General features: G+C 73.8%; 13 protein-coding genes and 1 pseudogene. 7 read left to right on the top strand and 7 right to left on the bottom strand.

Going from position 1 to position 16,943, the window contains the following annotated elements:
• Positions 1-50: 50 nt before the first annotated feature.
• Positions 51-896, bottom strand: a complete 846-nt coding sequence (locus tag GTY67_RS01775; protein WP_161277538.1) for a DeoR/GlpR family DNA-binding transcription regulator — start codon at positions 894-896, stop codon at positions 51-53.
• Between the two features lie 254 nt (positions 897-1,150).
• On the opposite strand from GTY67_RS01775, the gene GTY67_RS01770 reads away from it, so the two are divergent.
• Positions 1,151-3,589, top strand: a complete 2,439-nt coding sequence (locus tag GTY67_RS01770; protein ID WP_161277537.1) for a hypothetical protein — start codon at positions 1,151-1,153, stop codon at positions 3,587-3,589.
• On the opposite strand, the gene GTY67_RS01765 is transcribed toward GTY67_RS01770, so the two are convergent.
• The 4 genes from GTY67_RS01765 to GTY67_RS01750 all read right to left on the bottom strand — a co-directional run bounded on the left by GTY67_RS01765 (position 3,559) and on the right by GTY67_RS01750 (position 8,187).
• Positions 3,559-5,985 carry a right-handed parallel beta-helix repeat-containing protein gene (locus GTY67_RS01765; RefSeq protein WP_161277536.1) on the bottom strand — a complete coding sequence of 809 codons (2,427 nt, stop codon included), beginning with the start codon at positions 5,983-5,985 and terminating at the stop codon, positions 3,559-3,561. The two genes, GTY67_RS01770 and GTY67_RS01765, sit on opposite strands and share 31 nt — an antisense overlap.
• Before the next feature lie 195 nt (positions 5,986-6,180).
• Positions 6,181-6,777, bottom strand: coding sequence for a hypothetical protein (locus GTY67_RS01760; RefSeq protein WP_161277535.1), 597 nt, complete (start codon positions 6,775-6,777; stop codon positions 6,181-6,183).
• A 26-nt stretch (positions 6,778-6,803) separates the two neighbouring features.
• Positions 6,804-7,628: an MOSC N-terminal beta barrel domain-containing protein gene (locus GTY67_RS01755; protein WP_161277534.1), complete on the bottom strand. Its 825-nt coding sequence runs from the start codon at positions 7,626-7,628 to the stop codon at positions 6,804-6,806.
• A gap of 73 nt (positions 7,629-7,701) precedes the next feature.
• Complete coding sequence (locus tag GTY67_RS01750; RefSeq protein WP_093694201.1) at positions 7,702-8,187, bottom strand: DUF6643 family protein; 486 nt, start codon at positions 8,185-8,187, stop codon at positions 7,702-7,704.
• A gap of 510 nt (positions 8,188-8,697) precedes the next feature.
• On the opposite strand from GTY67_RS01750, the pseudogene GTY67_RS01745 reads away from it, so the two are divergent.
• Both GTY67_RS01745 and GTY67_RS01740 read left to right on the top strand, forming a co-directional pair.
• A pseudogene (locus tag GTY67_RS01745) lies at positions 8,698-8,876 on the top strand (2-phosphosulfolactate phosphatase); the annotation flags it as partial.
• A gap of 163 nt (positions 8,877-9,039) precedes the next feature.
• Positions 9,040-10,374 carry a TerD family protein gene (locus GTY67_RS01740; RefSeq protein WP_161279932.1) on the top strand — a complete coding sequence of 445 codons (1,335 nt, stop codon included), beginning with the start codon at positions 9,040-9,042 and terminating at the stop codon, positions 10,372-10,374.
• A gap of 52 nt (positions 10,375-10,426) precedes the next feature.
• Here GTY67_RS01740 and GTY67_RS01735 read toward each other — a convergent pair whose 3' ends face one another.
• On the bottom strand, positions 10,427-11,626 hold the full coding sequence (locus tag GTY67_RS01735; RefSeq protein ID WP_161277533.1) for a glycosyltransferase: 1,200 nt from the start codon (positions 11,624-11,626) through the stop codon (positions 10,427-10,429).
• A 58-nt stretch (positions 11,627-11,684) separates the two neighbouring features.
• On the opposite strand from GTY67_RS01735, the gene GTY67_RS01730 reads away from it, so the two are divergent.
• The 4 genes from GTY67_RS01730 to GTY67_RS01715 all read left to right on the top strand — a co-directional run bounded on the left by GTY67_RS01730 (position 11,685) and on the right by GTY67_RS01715 (position 15,362).
• Positions 11,685-12,470 (top strand): aspartate/glutamate racemase family protein, encoded by a 786-nt coding sequence (locus tag GTY67_RS01730; RefSeq protein ID WP_161277532.1) that lies wholly within the window; start codon positions 11,685-11,687, stop codon positions 12,468-12,470.
• A gap of 94 nt (positions 12,471-12,564) precedes the next feature.
• Positions 12,565-13,140 carry a hypothetical protein gene (locus GTY67_RS01725; protein ID WP_161277531.1) on the top strand — a complete coding sequence of 192 codons (576 nt, stop codon included), beginning with the start codon at positions 12,565-12,567 and terminating at the stop codon, positions 13,138-13,140.
• 118 nt (positions 13,141-13,258) lie between these two features.
• Entirely contained in the window at positions 13,259-14,848 is a 1,590-nt protein-coding gene (gene lnt, locus GTY67_RS01720; protein WP_161279931.1) for an apolipoprotein N-acyltransferase, read from the top strand.
• A gap of 31 nt (positions 14,849-14,879) precedes the next feature.
• On the top strand, positions 14,880-15,362 hold the full coding sequence (locus GTY67_RS01715) for an NUDIX domain-containing protein (protein ID WP_093694207.1): 483 nt from the start codon (positions 14,880-14,882) through the stop codon (positions 15,360-15,362).
• A 3-nt stretch (positions 15,363-15,365) separates the two neighbouring features.
• Here GTY67_RS01715 and proP read toward each other — a convergent pair whose 3' ends face one another.
• Positions 15,366-16,865 (bottom strand): glycine betaine/L-proline transporter ProP, encoded by a 1,500-nt coding sequence (proP, locus tag GTY67_RS01710; protein WP_161279930.1) that lies wholly within the window; start codon positions 16,863-16,865, stop codon positions 15,366-15,368.
• Positions 16,866-16,943 lie beyond the last annotated feature (78 nt).

Below are 16,943 nucleotides of genomic sequence, written 5' to 3'. Positions count from 1 at the left end.
GCGACTCGAACGGAATCCGGACAGCCGGGCCCGGAAGAGCCTCGGCCCGGTCAGCCGGGGGAGACGGTCTCCTCGGGCGACTCGCCCGCCACCACCAGGCCCGGCAGATGCTCGCCGATCTCCTCGCGCGCCCCCGGGGCCAGCCCCGCGTCCGTCACGAAGGTGTCCACCTCGTCCAGCGTGGCGAAGGAACTCAGGCCCACCGTCCCCCACTTGGTGTGGTCGGCCACCACCACGACCCGGCGCGCCGACCGGACGAAGCGCCGATTGGTCTCCGCCTCGGCGAGGTTGGGCGTGCAGAGCCCGGCCTCGGCGGAGATCCCGTGCACGCCCAGGAAGAGCAGGTCGAAGTGGAGCGAGTCGATGGCCCGGTCCGCGACCGGCCCCACCAGCGAGTCCGAGGGCGTCCGCACCCCGCCCGTCAGCACCACCGTCGCCGTACCCGGCCGCGCCCCACGGCCGGGCGCCGGGCGCTGCGCGTCGTGGAACACATCGGCCACCCGCACCGAGTTGGTCACCACCGTCAGATCCGGTACGTCCAGCAGATGCCGGGCCAGCGCGTACGTCGTCGTACCGCCCGAGAGGGCGATCGCGCTGCCGGGCTGGGCCATCGCCGCCGCCGTCCGCGCGATGTCCTCCTTGGCGCTCAGCTCCAGCGCCGACTTCACCTCGAAGCCGGGCTCGTGGGTGCTCGCCTCGACCACCGGAACGGCACCGCCGTGGACCTTCTCGATGACCCCCTGCCGGGCCAGCGCGTCCAGGTCCCGACGGATCGTCATGTCGGAGACGTTCAGCCTGCGGGTCAGCTCGTTGACCCGGACGCCACCGCGCCTGCGGACCTCGTCGAGGATCAGGGCACGTCGCTGCTCCGCGAGCAGGTTCTGATTCTCGCTCAACGCGGTCGCCCGGTCCTTCCCTCTGCCGTACGGTCCGTCCGCAGCGGCCTGCGGGACACGCTCATCCTGCCACGCAGGCATGTCCGGCGTGCCACCTGGGGAGATTCCGTGAGACCGCTCACGCACCCGCCCCGCCTCCGGAATTCTGAGGCCGGGCCACGGGCCGGAGTCCACGGCTCCCGGAGTCTCCCGCCCGACCCCTGCCATGTCTCCGCCGGCCCGTGCGGCCGGCGCGCCCGAGAGAGAGTTCCGCCTTGGCTCCTGCCATCCCGCCCCCGCCGCCACCCCCGCAGAACACCGGGGCGGCGCTGGAACTGCTGGTCCACGGCGTCGGAGGCGCCACCCCGCAGGAGATGCTCGGCGACCCCCGTACCGTCCGGGTCACCGGGGACGCGACCGCCGCCGTGTACCGGCGCACCGAGGACGCCCACGGCGAGAAGCACCCCGAGCGCTACCGGGACGAGCCCGTCGCCGAGGCGTACTGCTGGTCCGGACTCACCTCCGGCAACGGCTCCCGCGCCCTGTGGCTGCTGCTCCTGCCGTTCATGGTGGTCAACCTCGCCCACTGGATGCGCCCCACCGCCTCCGGCCGCACCCGCGCGGTCCGGCTGTACGGCGTCGTGGTGCGGCTCGTCGCGCTCAGCCTCACCGTGCTGCTCACCGCCGCCGCCTGCGAGGTCGCGCTGGACCTGGTGGCCTGGCAGTGCGCGGGCACCCCCGACTGCTCCGCGCGGCGCTCCTGGCTGGGCTTCCTGTCGAGTCATCAGGGCGGCTGGTGGTCCCAGCCCGGGCGGCGGCTCGCGCTCGCCGCCGTCGTGCCCGCCGCCCTGGTGGGGCTCCTGTGGTACCTCTCCAACCGGACCTGGAGCGCCTACGAGTCCCAGAGCCCCCTGGACGCCACGGACGCCGACGCCTGCGACCCGGACGGGACGGAGGAGGCCCACGGGCCGGGCGCTCCGGACAACGCCGACGACCCGGAGTCCGCGCGCCCGGTGCCGCCCGCGCTCAGCAGGCCCGGCTTCTGGTACGGCCGCCGGCTCGTCGCCCGGCTCCGCGCCGCGCACACCGCCGCGGGCTTCCTCACCGTCGCCGCGGCCGTCACCGGCGCCGCCGCCCGCCACGACCGGACCACCGACAGTTCGGTGCCCCTGGTGTTCGGCGCGGTCATCGAAGCGGCCATCGTGCTCTGCGCGGTGGTGGCCGTCTGGGTGGTCTGCCGCCGGGGCCGCAGCGAGAGCGTCCGGGACAACCGCGTGGACGGCGCCCTCATCACGTACCTGCCCGGCTCCGCGCTCACCGTGCTCGGCCTCGCCGTCCTGCACGCGGGGTGGTCACGCCCGGAGTGGGTCTCCTCCGGCAGCCTGCCCGGCGAGACGGCGTTCCGGCTCCTCGCCCTCGGCCAGGGCCTCCTCGTCGTGATCCTCGCCCTGGTCGCCCACAGCCTCTACCGGCGCACCCCCGAACCCCGCACCACGCTGTACGGGTTCGGCGGCCCGTCCGTCGCCATGCTCGCCTGCGCGCTGGGCGGGGTGATGACCGGCGGCGTGGCCCAGCGCGTCGCCGACTGGCTGGACGGCCCCGGCACCCCGGGCATGGGGCGCGGCTCCATCATCGAGGGCCCGCCCGTCCTGCTCAGCTGGCAGGCCTCCGTCATCCCGGTGCTCCTGCTCCTGCTGCTCGTCCCCGTCCTCTACCTGGTCGTCCGCACCGCCCGCCGGGCCCGCCGCATGGGACCGGACATCGAGGCGGAGTACGCCCCCGAGCCGCCCGACACCGCCCGCACCCGGCGCATCGCCCGCATCCGCGCCACCGCCGCCCTCACCGACTCCGCCCCCTGGATCGTCGGCGTGGTCTCGGCCGCCACCCTGTTCCTCGGCGCGGCGGCCGTCGTGGGCTCCTGGGTCAGCGGCGAAGTGCCCGGCCTCGCGTCGGACGGGGCCGCCGCCCCCGTCGAATCGCTCGCCCAGGCCGCCCAGTCGACCGGCTCCTGGCTGATCGGCTTCGGCTTCATACTCTTCGTCGCGAGCGGGCGCCGCGCCTACCGGGACGCCTCCGCCCGGCGCACCATCGGCATCCTCTGGGACGTGGGCACCTTCTGGCCGCGCGCCGCCCACCCCTTCGCGCCCCCCTGCTACGCCGAACGCGCCGTCCCCGACCTGGCGTCCCGGATGTGCGCCTGGACGGCCACCACCAAGGGCCGGCTCATCATCTCGGGCCACTCGCAGGGCAGCGTCCTGGCGGCCGCCGCGGTCTGGCAGCTCCCCGACGCCGCCCGCCGCCGGGTCGGGCTGCTCACCTACGGCTCCCCGATCGAGAGGCTCTACGGGCGCTGGTTCCCGGCCTACTTCGGCGCCGTACCCCTGCTCGGCCTGCACCGCTCGGTGCACTGCTGGCGCAACCTCTACCGGGCCACCGACCCGATCGGCGGGCCCGTCCGGCTGAGGGCCGCCCCCGACGCCGGCGTCGACCGGGGGCCGCTGAAGGACCCGCAGGCGTACGGACGTACCACCGCGCTCCCACTGCCCGAACCGATCCTCGGCCACTCCGACTACCAGGCCGACCCGGTCTTCGCGAAGGAGCGCGGCGCCCTCCTCGAAGAGCTGGGCCCCCGGCTGCCCCGGCAGGCGGAAGGCGGGCACACGCTGGACAAGGGGCAGAAGGGTCAGAAGAGTTCGGGGAGGTCCTCCGGGTAGAGCAGGGTCAGGTCGTCCGTGCTCGTCTCGGCGAGCTGGGCGACCCGGCCCGCGTGCCGCTCCACCATCGACTCGAAGGTCTGCCGGGCGGTACGGCCGTTGCCGAAGGCGGGGCCCTTGGGGAGCGCGGTGAAGTACTTCAGCAGCGCCTCCCCGGTCCCCTCCGCCAGGCTGTACTCGTGCTCCTCGGCCTGCTGCTCCACGATCCGCAGCAGCTCCTCGGGCAGGTAGTCGCTGAAGGTGATGGTCCGCGAGAAGCGGGAGGCCACACCGGGGTTGACGGTGAGGAACCGCTCCATCTCGTGGGTGTACCCGGCGACGATCACCACCACCGCGTCCCGGTGGTCCTCCATCAGCTTCACCAGCGTGTCGATGGCCTCACGGCCGAAGTCGCGCCCGGAGTCCTCGGGGGAGAGCGCGTACGCCTCGTCCACGAAGAGCACCCCGCCGCGCGCCCGGTCGAACGCCTCCTGGGTCCGGATCGCCGTCGACCCGATGTGCTCCCCGACCAGGTCCACCCGGGACACCTCCACCAGGTGGCCGCGCTCCAGCACCCCGAGCGAGGCCAGGATCTCCCCGTACAGCCGGGCGACCGTGGTCTTGCCCGTACCGGGGGAGCCGGTGAAGACGAGGTGGCGCCGGACGGAGGCGGCCTTGAGCCCGGCCTCCTGGCGGCGGCGGCCCACCTCGATCATGTCGGTCAGCGCCCGCACCTCGCGCTTGACGCTCTCCAGCCCCACCAGCGCGTCCAGTTCACCGAGGACCGCCGCTGAGTCCCGGGCGGGCTCGGCGGCCGGGGCCACCGGTTCGGGCTCCACGGCCCGCTGCCCGGGCATGGTGGAGAGCAGGCCGGGCGTGGACTGGGTGGCCGTCAGCACGGCGGGGGCCGGAGCCGGTGCCGTACGCAGACCGCTCTCGTCGCTCGTGCAGTCGGTGACCGCCGGACCGGACGCCCCCGACCCGTCACCCCCCTCGGCGAACTCGTAACCACCGCGCGCGCACCGCTCGGTGCGGCAGCGGTTCAGCGTGGTGCGGCAGCCGTCCATCACATGGAAGCCGTACCCCTCGCTGCCCGTCACCCGGCAGCTGTCGAAGGTGCCGCGCCCCTCGGCGGAGACGTAGAACCCGGCCTCGGCGGGGTTGGTGACCGTGCACCTCTCGATGACGGGGTCGGCGCCCTTGGTCACGATGACCCCGGTCTGCGCCGTGTCGATGGTGCAGTTGTTGAGCGTGCCGCCGCTGCCGTGGTCGCGGAACCAGGCGCCGGTGGAGGCCTCCCGGATCCGGCAGTCGTCCAGCTGGGCGGTGGCGCCGTCGCTCACGGAGACGGCGGTGTTGCGGATCTGGGAGAGGTCGCTGTCCACCACGTCGGCGCGCGAGCCCCGGTCGAGGACGAAGAGGGCGTCGGGCACGTCGTGGACCCGGCAGGCGTCCAGTATCACGGTGGCCCCGTCGCTGACCCAGACCGCCGGGTAGTCGCCCGTACTGTCGTGGATCTCGCACTGGTTGGCGTCCACGCGGGTGCCCGGGTCCCAGACCGAGAGGCCGTTGCGGCCGAAGCGGCGGACCGTGGAACGGGTCAGCGTCAGCACCGAACGCGACCGCAGGTCGATCGCGTTCTCCGGGATGTCGTGGATGTCGCAGTCGGCGAGCGTCAGCACCGCGTCGGTGTCCAGCGTGACCCCGTCGCCCGAAGTGCGGTGCACGGTGCAGTCGGTGAGGTGCGCGGTGGCGCGGGCGGTCACCTGGACACCGCTGCCCTTGACCTCGTACACCTCGCAGCCGATCGCCTCCAGCCCGCTGCCCTCGCCGGTGACGCCGATCCCCGCGCCCGAGGCGTGGTGGATGCGGCAGCGGTCGAGGCGGGGGTGGCCGCCGTCGCGGACCGAGACGCCGGACTGCCCGGCCGAGACGATCTCGCACTCCTCGAAGACCCCGCCCGCCCCGTCGAGTACGGCGATGCCGACCCCGGCCGGATTGTCGACGGTGCAGCGCCGCACGGTGGGCCGGGCCGCTCCCCGTACCTCGATGCCTGCGGCGGACCGCGTCACGATCCGCAGATCCGCGAACTCGGGGGTGCCGTCCTCGACCAGCACGGCCGGGGCGGCGGAGTCCTGCCCCTCGATGTGCAGGTCCTGGACGATCGCGGAGGCGCGCACCGTCAGCGGTACGCCGTCGACCGGCGCGATCCGCACGGAGCCGACCGAGCCTTCGGAACCGCGCAGGGTCACCGCGCGGTGGAGGACGAGGTTCTCCCGGTAGGTCCCGGGCGCGACGGTGAGGACGTCCCCGTCGGCCGCCGCTTCCAGGGCCGCGGAGAGGGAGGCGTACTCGCCCGTGCGGCGGCGCCATCGCGAAGTTCCGGTGTGCGTCACCTGGACCGTGCCCTGTGCCATGGAGTTGCTCTGCCCCCACCTCGTGCTGTGCTGCCTCGGGTCGTGCTGTGGTGCCCCTGGGTCCGTCCGCTCGCTCGTCGAGGAAGCGGACGCGGTCGGACCACCGTAGCGCGCGGGAGAGGCGGGAGTTGACGACTCGGGCCGCCGGGGCGCTGTTGCCGCCTGTCGTACGTGGCCGGGGGCAGCGGCCCGTCGTCAGCTGCCGGTTCCGGCCCGGCCCCAGTCCGGGCCCGCTTCGGCCCACTCCCGGTCCCACAGCGCGTACCGCCGTCGCACCATCCGCCCGACGATCAGCCGCCTGCCCGCCTCGACGCACCCGGCGGCGAGCAGGAAGGCGCCGACCCCGCCGAGCACCGCGTGGGTACGGGCCGCGCCCGGGTCCATCGGCGGCGGTACGGGGACGCCCGCGCCGTCCGTCCAGATCCGCACCGGCGCACCGGGCTCCCGGGCCGCCCCCGGTGCCGTGGTGACCTCCCCGGTGCGCGGGGTGCCGTCCGGTGCCCGCCAGGCCGCCACCACCGAGCTCCGCCCCGGCCCGGCGTCCGGGTCTCCGGCGAACCGCCGCGCCTCCGGCACCGGGCCCACCACGACCCCGGTGACGGCCCGCCGCTTCTGGTGCTGGGCCCGTATCTCCTGCCGGAGCGAGGCCTCGGCGAGCGAGCCGCCCGCCCAGCCGGCCGCCGGTGCCCCCACGGCCAGCAGCACCAGCGCGCCGAGCGTCACCCACGCCTCGCGGCGGTCGGTGGCGCGCCACAGCGGACTGCGCCGCCACTTGAGGACTTCCACGCCCATGCTCCCCCCCCCGGGTCCTCACGTTCTCAGTCGAGGATCTTGACGGGGTCCCCGACCCGGATCACCCCGGTCCCGTCCGGAATCAGATTCTGGCCGAAGAGCAGCTGATTGCCGACCCGGCGGTGGCGGGCCAGTGTGAGCAGCGGCTCCTTGCCGCGCTCGGCGGTCCGCTGGTCGGTGGTGGTGATCACGCAGCGGCCGCAGGGCTTCACCACGGAGAAGGGCACATCGCCGATGGCGATCCGCCGCCAGCCGTCCTCGGCCCACGCCTCGGTGGCGTCGACGACGACGTTCGGCCGGAAGCGGTCCATCGGCAACGGCCCCTCGTGCGGCCGGTCGCCCGCCGCGACCAGGGCGTTGAGGGCGTCGAGGGAGGCGGTGGTGGTCAGCAGCAGCGGATAGCCGTCGGCGAAGGAGACCATGTCCCCGGGGCGCGCGTACGCGGGGTCGACGGGTCTGCGGTGCGCCGGGTCGTCGAGGTGCACGAGCCGGGCCTCCGACCCGAGGAACTCGCTGAACCACTCGTGCGCCTCGTCCGCGGCCTCGGCGACCGTGACCGTGTCCCGGTGCAGCTCCACATCGACCAGGCGCTCCGGCCCCGGCACCGCCACCCGCAGCGGCGGACGGCCCGGGGCGGAGAGGGCGATCCCGCCACCGGACAGCAGCACCGCGGAGATCCGCGCCAGAAACGGCTGCTGTCGTTGGGTGATCACCCGCGGTGCCTTGTCGACCAGCATCCAGCGGCGGTCGCCGCCGAGTCCCCATGGCTCGACGGCAACTTCGTCGGATGTCTGGGCGGCCAGCGATTTGACCGGATACACGTGGACGGACCGGAGCACAGGAGAGGCCATGCGGCCATCCTGCCAGTCACCTATCCGCGCGTACGCACGGTTTGTTCGCGGAGCCCGCGCAGGTGCGGACGGGTCAGTACCCCCGGCCCTGGTACGGCCGGTTGTACGGGTCCTCGTACGGCGACGGGGCCGGCGCGGGACGCGGCGAGGCCGGGCGCATCGACTCGTACCCGGTGCCGGGCGCGGGGCGCTGCGGCTGGGTCTGCTGCGGATAGCCGCGGACCGCCGAGGGCTGCTGCGGGATGTACGGCGCCGGTGCGCTCTGGAGCCCGGCCGGGTACGCGGGCACCTGCTGCGCGGGCGCCTGCTGGTACTGCGGCATCGGCTGCTGCTGCGGGTAGCCGTAGGAGCCGACGGGCTGCGAGGGGGCCGCGGGAAGGGCCGGCAGCGCGGACGGCAGGGCCGGCAGATAGCTGCTGGACGTGTCGTACGCGGCAGGGACGCGGATCGGGGCGATCTGCGGGGTGCCCCGCTCCGCGACCAGGGAGTCGTAGATCGGAGTGTCGGGGAACGACGCGGCGTAGTAGCCGCCGCCGAAGGCGGAGCGAGGGGAGGTCATGGCACCTAAGTTAAGCCCACGATGTGCTGGTTGGGGAGCCCCAATCTTAGGGTCATCAGTTTTTACGCAGGTTCCGTCGGCCCGGACCGTCAAAACCTCGCTAAGCCCTCCCTTATCAGCGGCATTCCCGGCCGGGCCGGCATTGTTAACGAGAAGTGGCGGGCGGGCTACAAAGGGCGACCCCTGAGTGCCGGGGGCCAGGACACGGCGCTTCGGCGGTGAGGGCCGGGCACCGTGCCCGGAATCCGCGGCGGACGGCATTTCTCGTGGTAACGCGGGACCCGGACGGCAGGAGTCACACGGCGTCGTACCAGGGCTTGCGCGCCGCCCGGTGGCGCGCCCCTGCCGGCGGAGGGCGGACCGCCTCCCACTCGCATGCCGGGACGCCTTTGCCTTTGTCTCCGTCCCCGACTCCGTTGTGCTCCTGGCCGGTTGAATGCCGCTGTGGTGAACCGGCCGCCGAGGTAATGCTGTTGAGGGGGTGGGCCGGGATGGCGCGATCATCACCGGATCAACACACGTTTCCTCTCCGTACCCGAACTGTCCGAAGTTTCGTCCGTGGCCGTCGTGGTCGATGCCATGCGCGCCTGCACGGTGGCCGCGTGGGCCTTTGCCGGGGAGCGGAGAAGATCGTTCTCGCCGGTTCGCCGGACGAAGCCCTCGCACTCAAGGCCCGCCACCCGGATTGGGGAGGCGTCGCCGGTCCTGTGCGCGGGCGGCCTTGGAGGACTCCCTCGTGGTCCTGCGTCCCCACACGTCGACAGGTGACCGGCAGCCCCCGAACCCTTCCCGCTGGCGGCTCGGTGGAGGGATTAGGTTGTGGAGCAAGGCCTGCGGGCAGCCGGAACCGTGATGGGGGCGAGCATGACCATGCAAAAGGGAACCAACGTTCCGGTGCCTGCGGGCACCGTGCGCGTCGAACTGGGGTGGCGGGCCGCCGCGGGCACCCCCGATGTCGACGGCTCCGCACTCCTGCTGGTGTCCGGGAAGGTCCGCAGCGACGCCGACTTCGTCTTCTACAACCAGCCGGCCCACGCCTCCGGGGCCGTCCGCCACGAGGGCAAGCGGACGGTTGGCGACGGGGTCACCGACACCCTCCACGTCGACCTCGGCCGGGTGGAGCCCGCCATCGACCGCATCGTCGTCGCGGGTTCGGCGGACGGCGGCAGCTTCGGCCGGGTCGGTGGCCTGTACGTACGGGTCGTGGACGCGGCGAGCGGCGCCGAGCTGGCCCGCTTCGACTCCACGGACGCCACGATCGAGACCGCGTTCATCCTCGGTGAGCTCTACCGGCGCCAGGGCGCCTGGAAGTTCCGCGCGGTGGGCCAGGGCTACAGCACCGGGCTCGAAGGACTGGCGACGGACTTCGGCATCTCCGTCGACGAACCGCAGCAGGCCGCCCCCGCCCCCGCACCGTCGTGGTCGGCCACCCCGGCGCCCGCACCGGTCGCCCCCACGCCTCCTCCGGCCCCCGCCCCCGTCGTCCACGCCGCCCCGCCCGCCCCGGTGGCACCTCCCGCACCGCCCGCCCCTGCGCCCCCGCAGCCGGTACGGCTCTCCAAGGTCACGCTCACGAAGGAGGCCCCGTCCGTCTCCCTCGCCAAGCAGGGCGGCTCCTCCGGCACGCTCCGCGTCAACCTCAACTGGGAGGTGCGCAAGCAGTTCAAGGGCTGGGGGGCCAAGCTCGGCCGGGCCGTCGCGATGCACGGTGACCTCGACCTCGACCTCTGCGCTCTGTACGAACTCACCGACGGGCGCAAGGGCGTCGTGCAGGCCCTCGGCAACGCCTTCGGCTCCCTGGCCCAGCCGCCCTTCATCCACCTCGACGGCGACGACCGCACCGGTGCGCTCTCCACCGGCGAGAACATGACCGTCAACCTCGACCGCAAGGACCTGCTCCGCCGCGTACTGATCTTCGTCACCATCTACGAGGGCGCCCGCAGCTTCGCCGACCTGCACGCCACGGTCACCCTCCAGCCGCAGAACGGCGCGGCGATCGACTTCTCCCTCGACGAGTGCACCGTGCCTTCCACGGTCTGCGCGCTCGCCCTGATCACCAACAACGGCGGCGACCTCACCGTGCAGCGCGAGGCCCGCTACCTCGTGCCCGAGCGCGGCGTCAGCCCGCAGCGCACCATCGACGCCGCCTACGGCTGGGGCATGAACTGGACCCCCGGCCGCAAATGAGCCGGAAGTGCCCCGCCCCGCCCGCCCGGCCGGACCCGGCGCCTCCGTGGAGTCACCGGCCGGGCGCGGCGTCGGGCGTCCCGTCCGGATCGGGCCGCGCATAGGTGCGGCCCTTCCAGGCGGCCCCGCGCCCCCGGTGGTGCTGCACCGCCGAGTCCACCGTCATCAGCAGGTACAGCACCGCCGTGACCGGAAGCAGCGGCCCGAGCCACGGCGACTGCCGGTAGTACGCCAGCATCGGCAGGTACGTCGCCGTCATCACCGCCCACGCCGCGCCGCCCGCCCAGGCCGCCACCCCGTCGCCCGTCGCCAGTCCGGCCACCAGGGTCGCGGGCGGTGCCACGTACACGAGGAGCAGCCCCGGCACCGTCCCCGCCAGCAGCAGCGGACTGTGCCGCAGCTGCGCGTACGCGCTCCGCGCCACCATCCGCCACAGATCCCTCAGCCGCGGATACGGCCGCACGCTGTCCACCCGCTCCGCCAGCCCCAGCCAGATCCGGCCGCCGCCGCGCCGCACCTCCCGCGCCAGCGACACGTCGTCGATCACCGCCTGCCGGATCGACTCCGGGATCCGCGCCCGCTCGGCCGCCTCCGTCCGCAGCAGCACACAGCCGCCCGCCGCCGCGGCCGTACGCGAGCGGGCCCGGTTCACCCGGCGGAACGGGTAGAGCTGCCCGAAGAAGTAGACGAACGCGGGCACCACCAGACGCTCCCAGAAGCTCTCCACCCGCAGCCGCGCCATCTGCGACACCAGATCGAAGCCGTCCGGCCCCTCGGCCCCGGCCGCCGCCACCAGGTCCCGCAGGCTGTCCGGCTCATGGGCGATGTCGGCGTCGGTCAGCAGCAGGAAGTCCGGCTTCTGGAGCCGGGCCAGCGCGATCCCGTGCCGCAGCGCCCAGAGCTTGCCCGTCCACCCGGGCTCCGGCTCCCCGGGCTCCACGACGGTCAGCGGCAGACCGCCGAAACGAGCGGCCAGCTCCCGGGCCAGCTGCCCGGTGCCGTCGCTGGAGCAGTCGTCCACGAGGATGATCCGGGCGTCCCCCGGATAGTCCTGGACCAGCAGCGAGGGCAGGCTCACCGGCAGCATCTCCGCCTCGTCGCGGGCCGGTACGACCACCGCCACCGACGGCCAGCGAGCGGGATCGGTGCGCCGGGGGAGCCGCTGGTCGGTCCGCCAGTAGAACCCCTGCCCCAGCAGCAGCCACACCCACGCGATCAGCGAACCCACGGCGATCCAGGCAACGGCGCTCATTGGCCGCAGTCTGCCCCACAGCGCCCGGTCCGCAAGGGGTGTCGGCTAGGGTGACCGGGTGAAGATCGCGCTCATGGACTCCGGAATCGGCCTGCTGGCGGCAGCGGCCGCCGTTCGCCGACTGCGGCCCGACGCCGAACTGGTGGTCTCCTCCGACCCCGGCTCCATGCCCTGGGGCCCGCGCACTCCCGAGGACGTCACCGCCCGCGCGCTGGCCGTGGCCCGCGCCGCCGCCGCCCACCGGCCGGACGCCCTGATCGTCGCCTGCAACACCGCCTCCGTCCACGCCCTGCCCGCGCTCCGCGCCGCACTGGAGCCCGCGCTGCCGGTCATCGGCACGGTCCCCGCCATCAAGCCCGCGGCGGCGGGCGGCGGCCCGGTCGCCATCTGGGCCACCCCGGCCACCACCGGCAGCCCCTACCAGCGCGGGCTGATCGCCGAGTTCGCCGGCTCCGTCGACGTCACCGAGGTCCCGTGCCCGGGCCTCGCCGACGCCGTCGAACACGGCGACGAGGCCGGCATCGACCGCGCCGTCGCCGCGGCCGCCGCCCTCACTCCGCCGGGCGTACGGGCCGTCGTCCTCGGCTGCACCCACTACGAGCTGGTCGCCGACCGCATCCGCGCCGCCGTCCAGCAGCCCGGCCACCCGCCGCTCGTCCTGCACGGCTCCGCCGGGGCCGTCGCCGCCCAGGCGCTGCGCCGGATCGGCGCCGAGGCCGCCCCGACGGCCGAACCGTCCGGCACGCTCACCGTCCTGCTCGCCGGCCGGCCCGGCACCCTGCCGGAGCCCGCTCTGGCCTACGCGGAGGGCCGCGCCCTCCAGGCCGCAGCACCCGCCCGCTGAGCTGCGGTTTTCCGGCGATCCCCCGGGCGGGGAACCTCCGTACGGCGGTCGGCCGCCCCGGGCCGGGCGGCCCGATGGTGGGTACGCTGCGAATATGACGGACCACCCCGAGAGCGCGCACCACGGCTCGTCGCAGGCCCCGTCCACCGTATGGACCGGCCGCGCGACCAACCGCATCCAGTGGGTCCTGGCCCTGGCGGGCGCGGGGTGCATGGCTCTGGGCATCGAGCTGGCCGTCGGCTCGCCCTGGGCCTCCGGGTTCGCCCCGCTGCTGATGTCCGTCATCGGCTGCCTCGCCGCCGGACTGCTCATCCTCTTCGGCACGCTCGCCTTCGTCCATGTGGCCGTGAGGGTCGACGGCGACGCCCTGGAGGTCCGCTGCGGCCATGCCGGGCTGCCGCGCCGCAGGATCCTGCTCACCCATGTGGTCGGCGCGGAGTACGTCGCCAAGGTCAACCCGCGCGACTGGGGCGGCTGGGGGTACCGCTGGCGCCCCGAACAGGGCACCGCCGTCGTCGTACGCAAGGGCGAGGGCATGGCCCTCCTGCTCGGCGACGGCCGCACCTTCACCGTCACGGTGGACAACGCGGAGTCCGCCGTACGGTTCATCCGGCGACGCATGCACCTGCCCGCCCGCGCGGAACGGGACCGGAGCCGGGGCCGGGACTGAACGTACGCAGGCCCGCGAGGGCCCTGGACCGGCGCCCCCGGCGGAACCGCCCGGCCCCCGCAGACCGGCGCCCCCGTACACAGCCGCCCACCGTAGACTCCGCCAGGTGAGCGCCACTATGACCCCCGTCGACGACCCGCGGCCCGCGCCGACGCCCCCCGCAGCCGGACTCCTCCAGCGGCTCCTGCGTCCGGCCGCCGCCGCCCTCTCCGGGGTGCTGCTCTACGCGAGCTTCCCGCCCCGGCCGCTCTGGTGGCTCGTCCTGCCCGGCTTCGCCCTGCTCGGCTGGGTGCTGCACGGGCGCCGGCTGCGTGCCGCCTTCGGTCTCGGGCTGCTGGCCGGGCTCGGGTTCATGCTCCCGCTGCTGCACTGGACCGGCGAGGACGTCGGCCCGGTGCCGTGGCTCGCCCTCGCCACCGCCGAGGCGCTCTTCATCGCGGTGGGCTGCCTCGGCATCGCCGCCGTGACCCGGCTCGCGTACTGGCCGTTCTGGGCCGCCGCCGTCTGGACCCTGGACGAGGCGGTCCGCGCCCGCATCCCGTTCGGCGGCTTCCCCTGGGGCAAGATCGCCTTCGGCCAGGCGGAGAGCGCGTTCCTGCCGCTCGCCGCGCTCGGCGGCACCCCGCTGCTCTCCTTCGCCGTCGTGCTCTGCGGCTTCGGGCTCTACGAGGCCGTACGCCGCTTCCGTACGTACCGCTCCACCGGCGAGATCCCCCGCGCGGCCGTCGCGGGTGCCGCCGTCTGCGTCCTCGTCCCCGTCGTGGCCGCGCTCGCCGCGCTCCCGCTGGTCGACGACTCCGCCGAGGACGGCACCGCCACCGTCGCCGCGATCCAGGGCAACGTGCCCCGCCTCGGCCTCGACTTCAACGCCCAGCGCCGCGCCGTCCTGGACAACCACGCCAAGCGCACCACGCAGCTCGCAGAGGAGGTCAAGGCCGGGAAGGCGAAGCAGCCCGACTTCGTCCTCTGGCCGGAGAACTCCTCCGACCTCGACCCCTACCTCAACGCGGACGCCCGCCAGGTCATCGACGACGCGGTGAAGGCGATCGGCGCCCCCACCGTCGTCGGCTCGGTGGTCGAGAAGGGCTCCGACAGCCTGCGCAACACCCTGATCGAGTGGGACCCGGACAGGGGGCCCGTCGACACCTACGACAAGCGGCACATCCAGCCGTTCGGCGAGTACATGCCGATGCGCAAGGTCGCCCGCTTCTTCAGCGAGGACGTCGACCGGGTGCAGCGCGAGTTCGTCCCCGGCACGAAGGTCGGTGTGTTCGACCTCGCCGGTACGAAGGTGGGGCTCGTGACCTGTTACGAGGCCGCCTTCGACGACGCCGTACGCGACACCGTGGTCCACGGCGGCCAGATGATCGCCGTGCCGAGCAACAACGCGACCTTCGGCCGCAGCGAGATGACGTACCAGCAGCTCGCGATGTCCCAGGTCCGGGCCGTCGAACACGGGCGGGCCGTCGTCGTCCCCGTCACCAGCGGGGTCAGCGCGGTGATCCGGCCGGACGGCACCATCGTCGAGAAGAGCGGCATGTTCACCCCCGACGCGCTCGTCGACGAGGTCCCGCTGCGCTCCTCGCTCACCCCGGCCACCCGGATGGGGCCGCTGCCGGAGGGCATCATCGCCCTGCTGGCCGTGGCGGGCCTGGGCTGGGCCGGCGTGTCGGCGGTACGGGCCCGGAGGGAGCGGGGCACCGCGTAGCGGCCCGGAACGGACACGTAGGCTCGGATCCATGGCGACTCCCGACTTCATCCGCACCATCCGCGCCACCGCCGGACACCAGCTCCTCCTGCTGCCCGGGGTGACCGCCATCGTCTTCGACGACGAGGGCCGGGTGCTGCTGGGGCGGCGCGCGGACACCGGCAAATGGTCGGTGATCGGCGGCATCTCGGAGCCGGGGGAGGAGCCCGCGCTGACGGCCGAGCGCGAGGTGCTGGAGGAGACCGGCGTGCACTGCGTGGCCGAGCGGCTGGTCCTCACCCAGGCGCTCCAGCCCGTGCAGTACGCCAACGGCGACCGCTGCCAGTACCTCGACATCACCTTCCGCTGCCGGGCGACCGGCGGCGAGGCCCGTGTCAACGACGACGAGTCGCTGGAGGTGGGCTGGTTCCCGCTGGACGGACTGCCGCCGCTCCCCGAGTTCGCCCTCTTCCGGATCAAGCAGGCGCTCACGGAGGGTCCGGCCTGGTTCCAGCCGACGTCGGCCGGGGCCTGAGCCCTACTTGTCCGGCCCCCGCCACAGATGGCGCACCCGCAGCCAGACGTCCCGCGCCTGCCGCCCCGCCGTCGTACGGCTCCGCGCCACCAGCTGCCGGGCCTGCTCCGGCGTCTCCACCATCGGCCCCGAGCCGCGCAGCGGCCGCCCCGCCGTCTCGTGGAGGAAGAACGTGGCCACCAGACCGATCACCCCGGCCACCATCAGGTAGTACGCGGGCACCATCTCGTTGCCGGTGGCCTCCACCAGCCCCGAGGCGAACAGGGGCGTGGTGCCGCCGAAGAGCGAGACGGAGATGTTGAAGGCGATCGACAGCGCCCCGTACCGCAGCCGGGTCGGGAACAGGGCGGGCAGCGTCGAGGCCGCCGTACCCGCGAAGCAGACCAGGAGCAGCCCCAGAATCGCGCAGCCGAGGGCGGGCAGCAGGATCCCGCCCTGCCGGATCAGCAGGAACGCCGGTGAGGCCAGCACGATCAGGGCCACGCTGCCCGCCATGAACACCGGTCTGCGGCCCCAGCGGTCCGAGGTCCGGCCGACCGTGGTGATGGTCAGCACCACCAGCAGCATCGTGCCCAGGACCAGCAGCTGGGAGGTGGTCTCCGGTTCGCCGAGCGTCTGGGACATGTAGGTCGGCAGATAGGACGTGACCATGTAGTTGGTGACGTTGTAGAGCAGCACCAGCCCCATGCAGATGAGGACCGCCTGCCAGTGGCGGGTGAAGATCTCCTTGAGCCGCCCCTTCCCCGACTGGCGCGCCTCCTCCACCGGATCGTTCTCCGTGCGCGCCTGCGCCTGGGCCTCCTCCTCGCGCTGGAACGCCGGGGTCTCCTCCAGCTTGAGCCGCATGTAGAGCCCGATGAGACCCATCGGGCCCGCCACGAAGAACGGGATGCGCCAGCCCCAGTCGATCATCCCGTCGGTGCCGAGGACGGCGGTGAGCACGGTGACCAGGCCGGAGCCGAGCGAATAGCCGACGAACGTGCCGAAATCCAGCCAGCTGCCGAGGAAGCCGCGCCGCTTGTCGGGGGCGTACTCGGCGATGTACGTCGTGGCGCCCGCGTACTCCCCGCCGGTCGAGAAGCCCTGCACCAGGCGGCAGACCAGCAGCAGGAGCGGGGCGGCGAAGCCGATCGCGGCGTACGTGGGGAGGAAGCCGACGGCGAACGTGCTGGCCGCCATCATGATCATGGTGAGCGCCAGTACCTTCTGGCGTCCCACACGGTCGCCCAGCGGCCCGAAGACCAGTCCGCCGAGCGGGCGCACCAGGAAGGCCGCGGCGAAGGTCGCGAAGGTGGAGACGACCTGGGCACCCGGTGAGCTGGAGGGGAAGAACACCTTGCCGAGCGTCCCCGCCAGATAGGCGTAGACGCCGAAGTCGAACCACTCCATGGTGTTGCCGAGGGCGGCGGCCGTGACGGCCCGGCGCACCTTCGGCGGGTCGGTGACGGTGACGTCCTGCTCGCGCAGGGACCTCTTCCGTCGGCGGATGACCGTACGGACCATCCGTTCCACTGCGGCGTTGTCGTTCCCTCGGCGCGGCACCTTCCGATTCTTGGGCCCCCGCGCCCGCGCGGCCTCCCG

The organism is Streptomyces sp. SID8374 (genome assembly GCF_009865135.1).
Taxonomy (GTDB): domain Bacteria; phylum Actinomycetota; class Actinomycetes; order Streptomycetales; family Streptomycetaceae; genus Streptomyces.
This window is presented reverse-complemented; position numbering and strand designations above follow the sequence as displayed.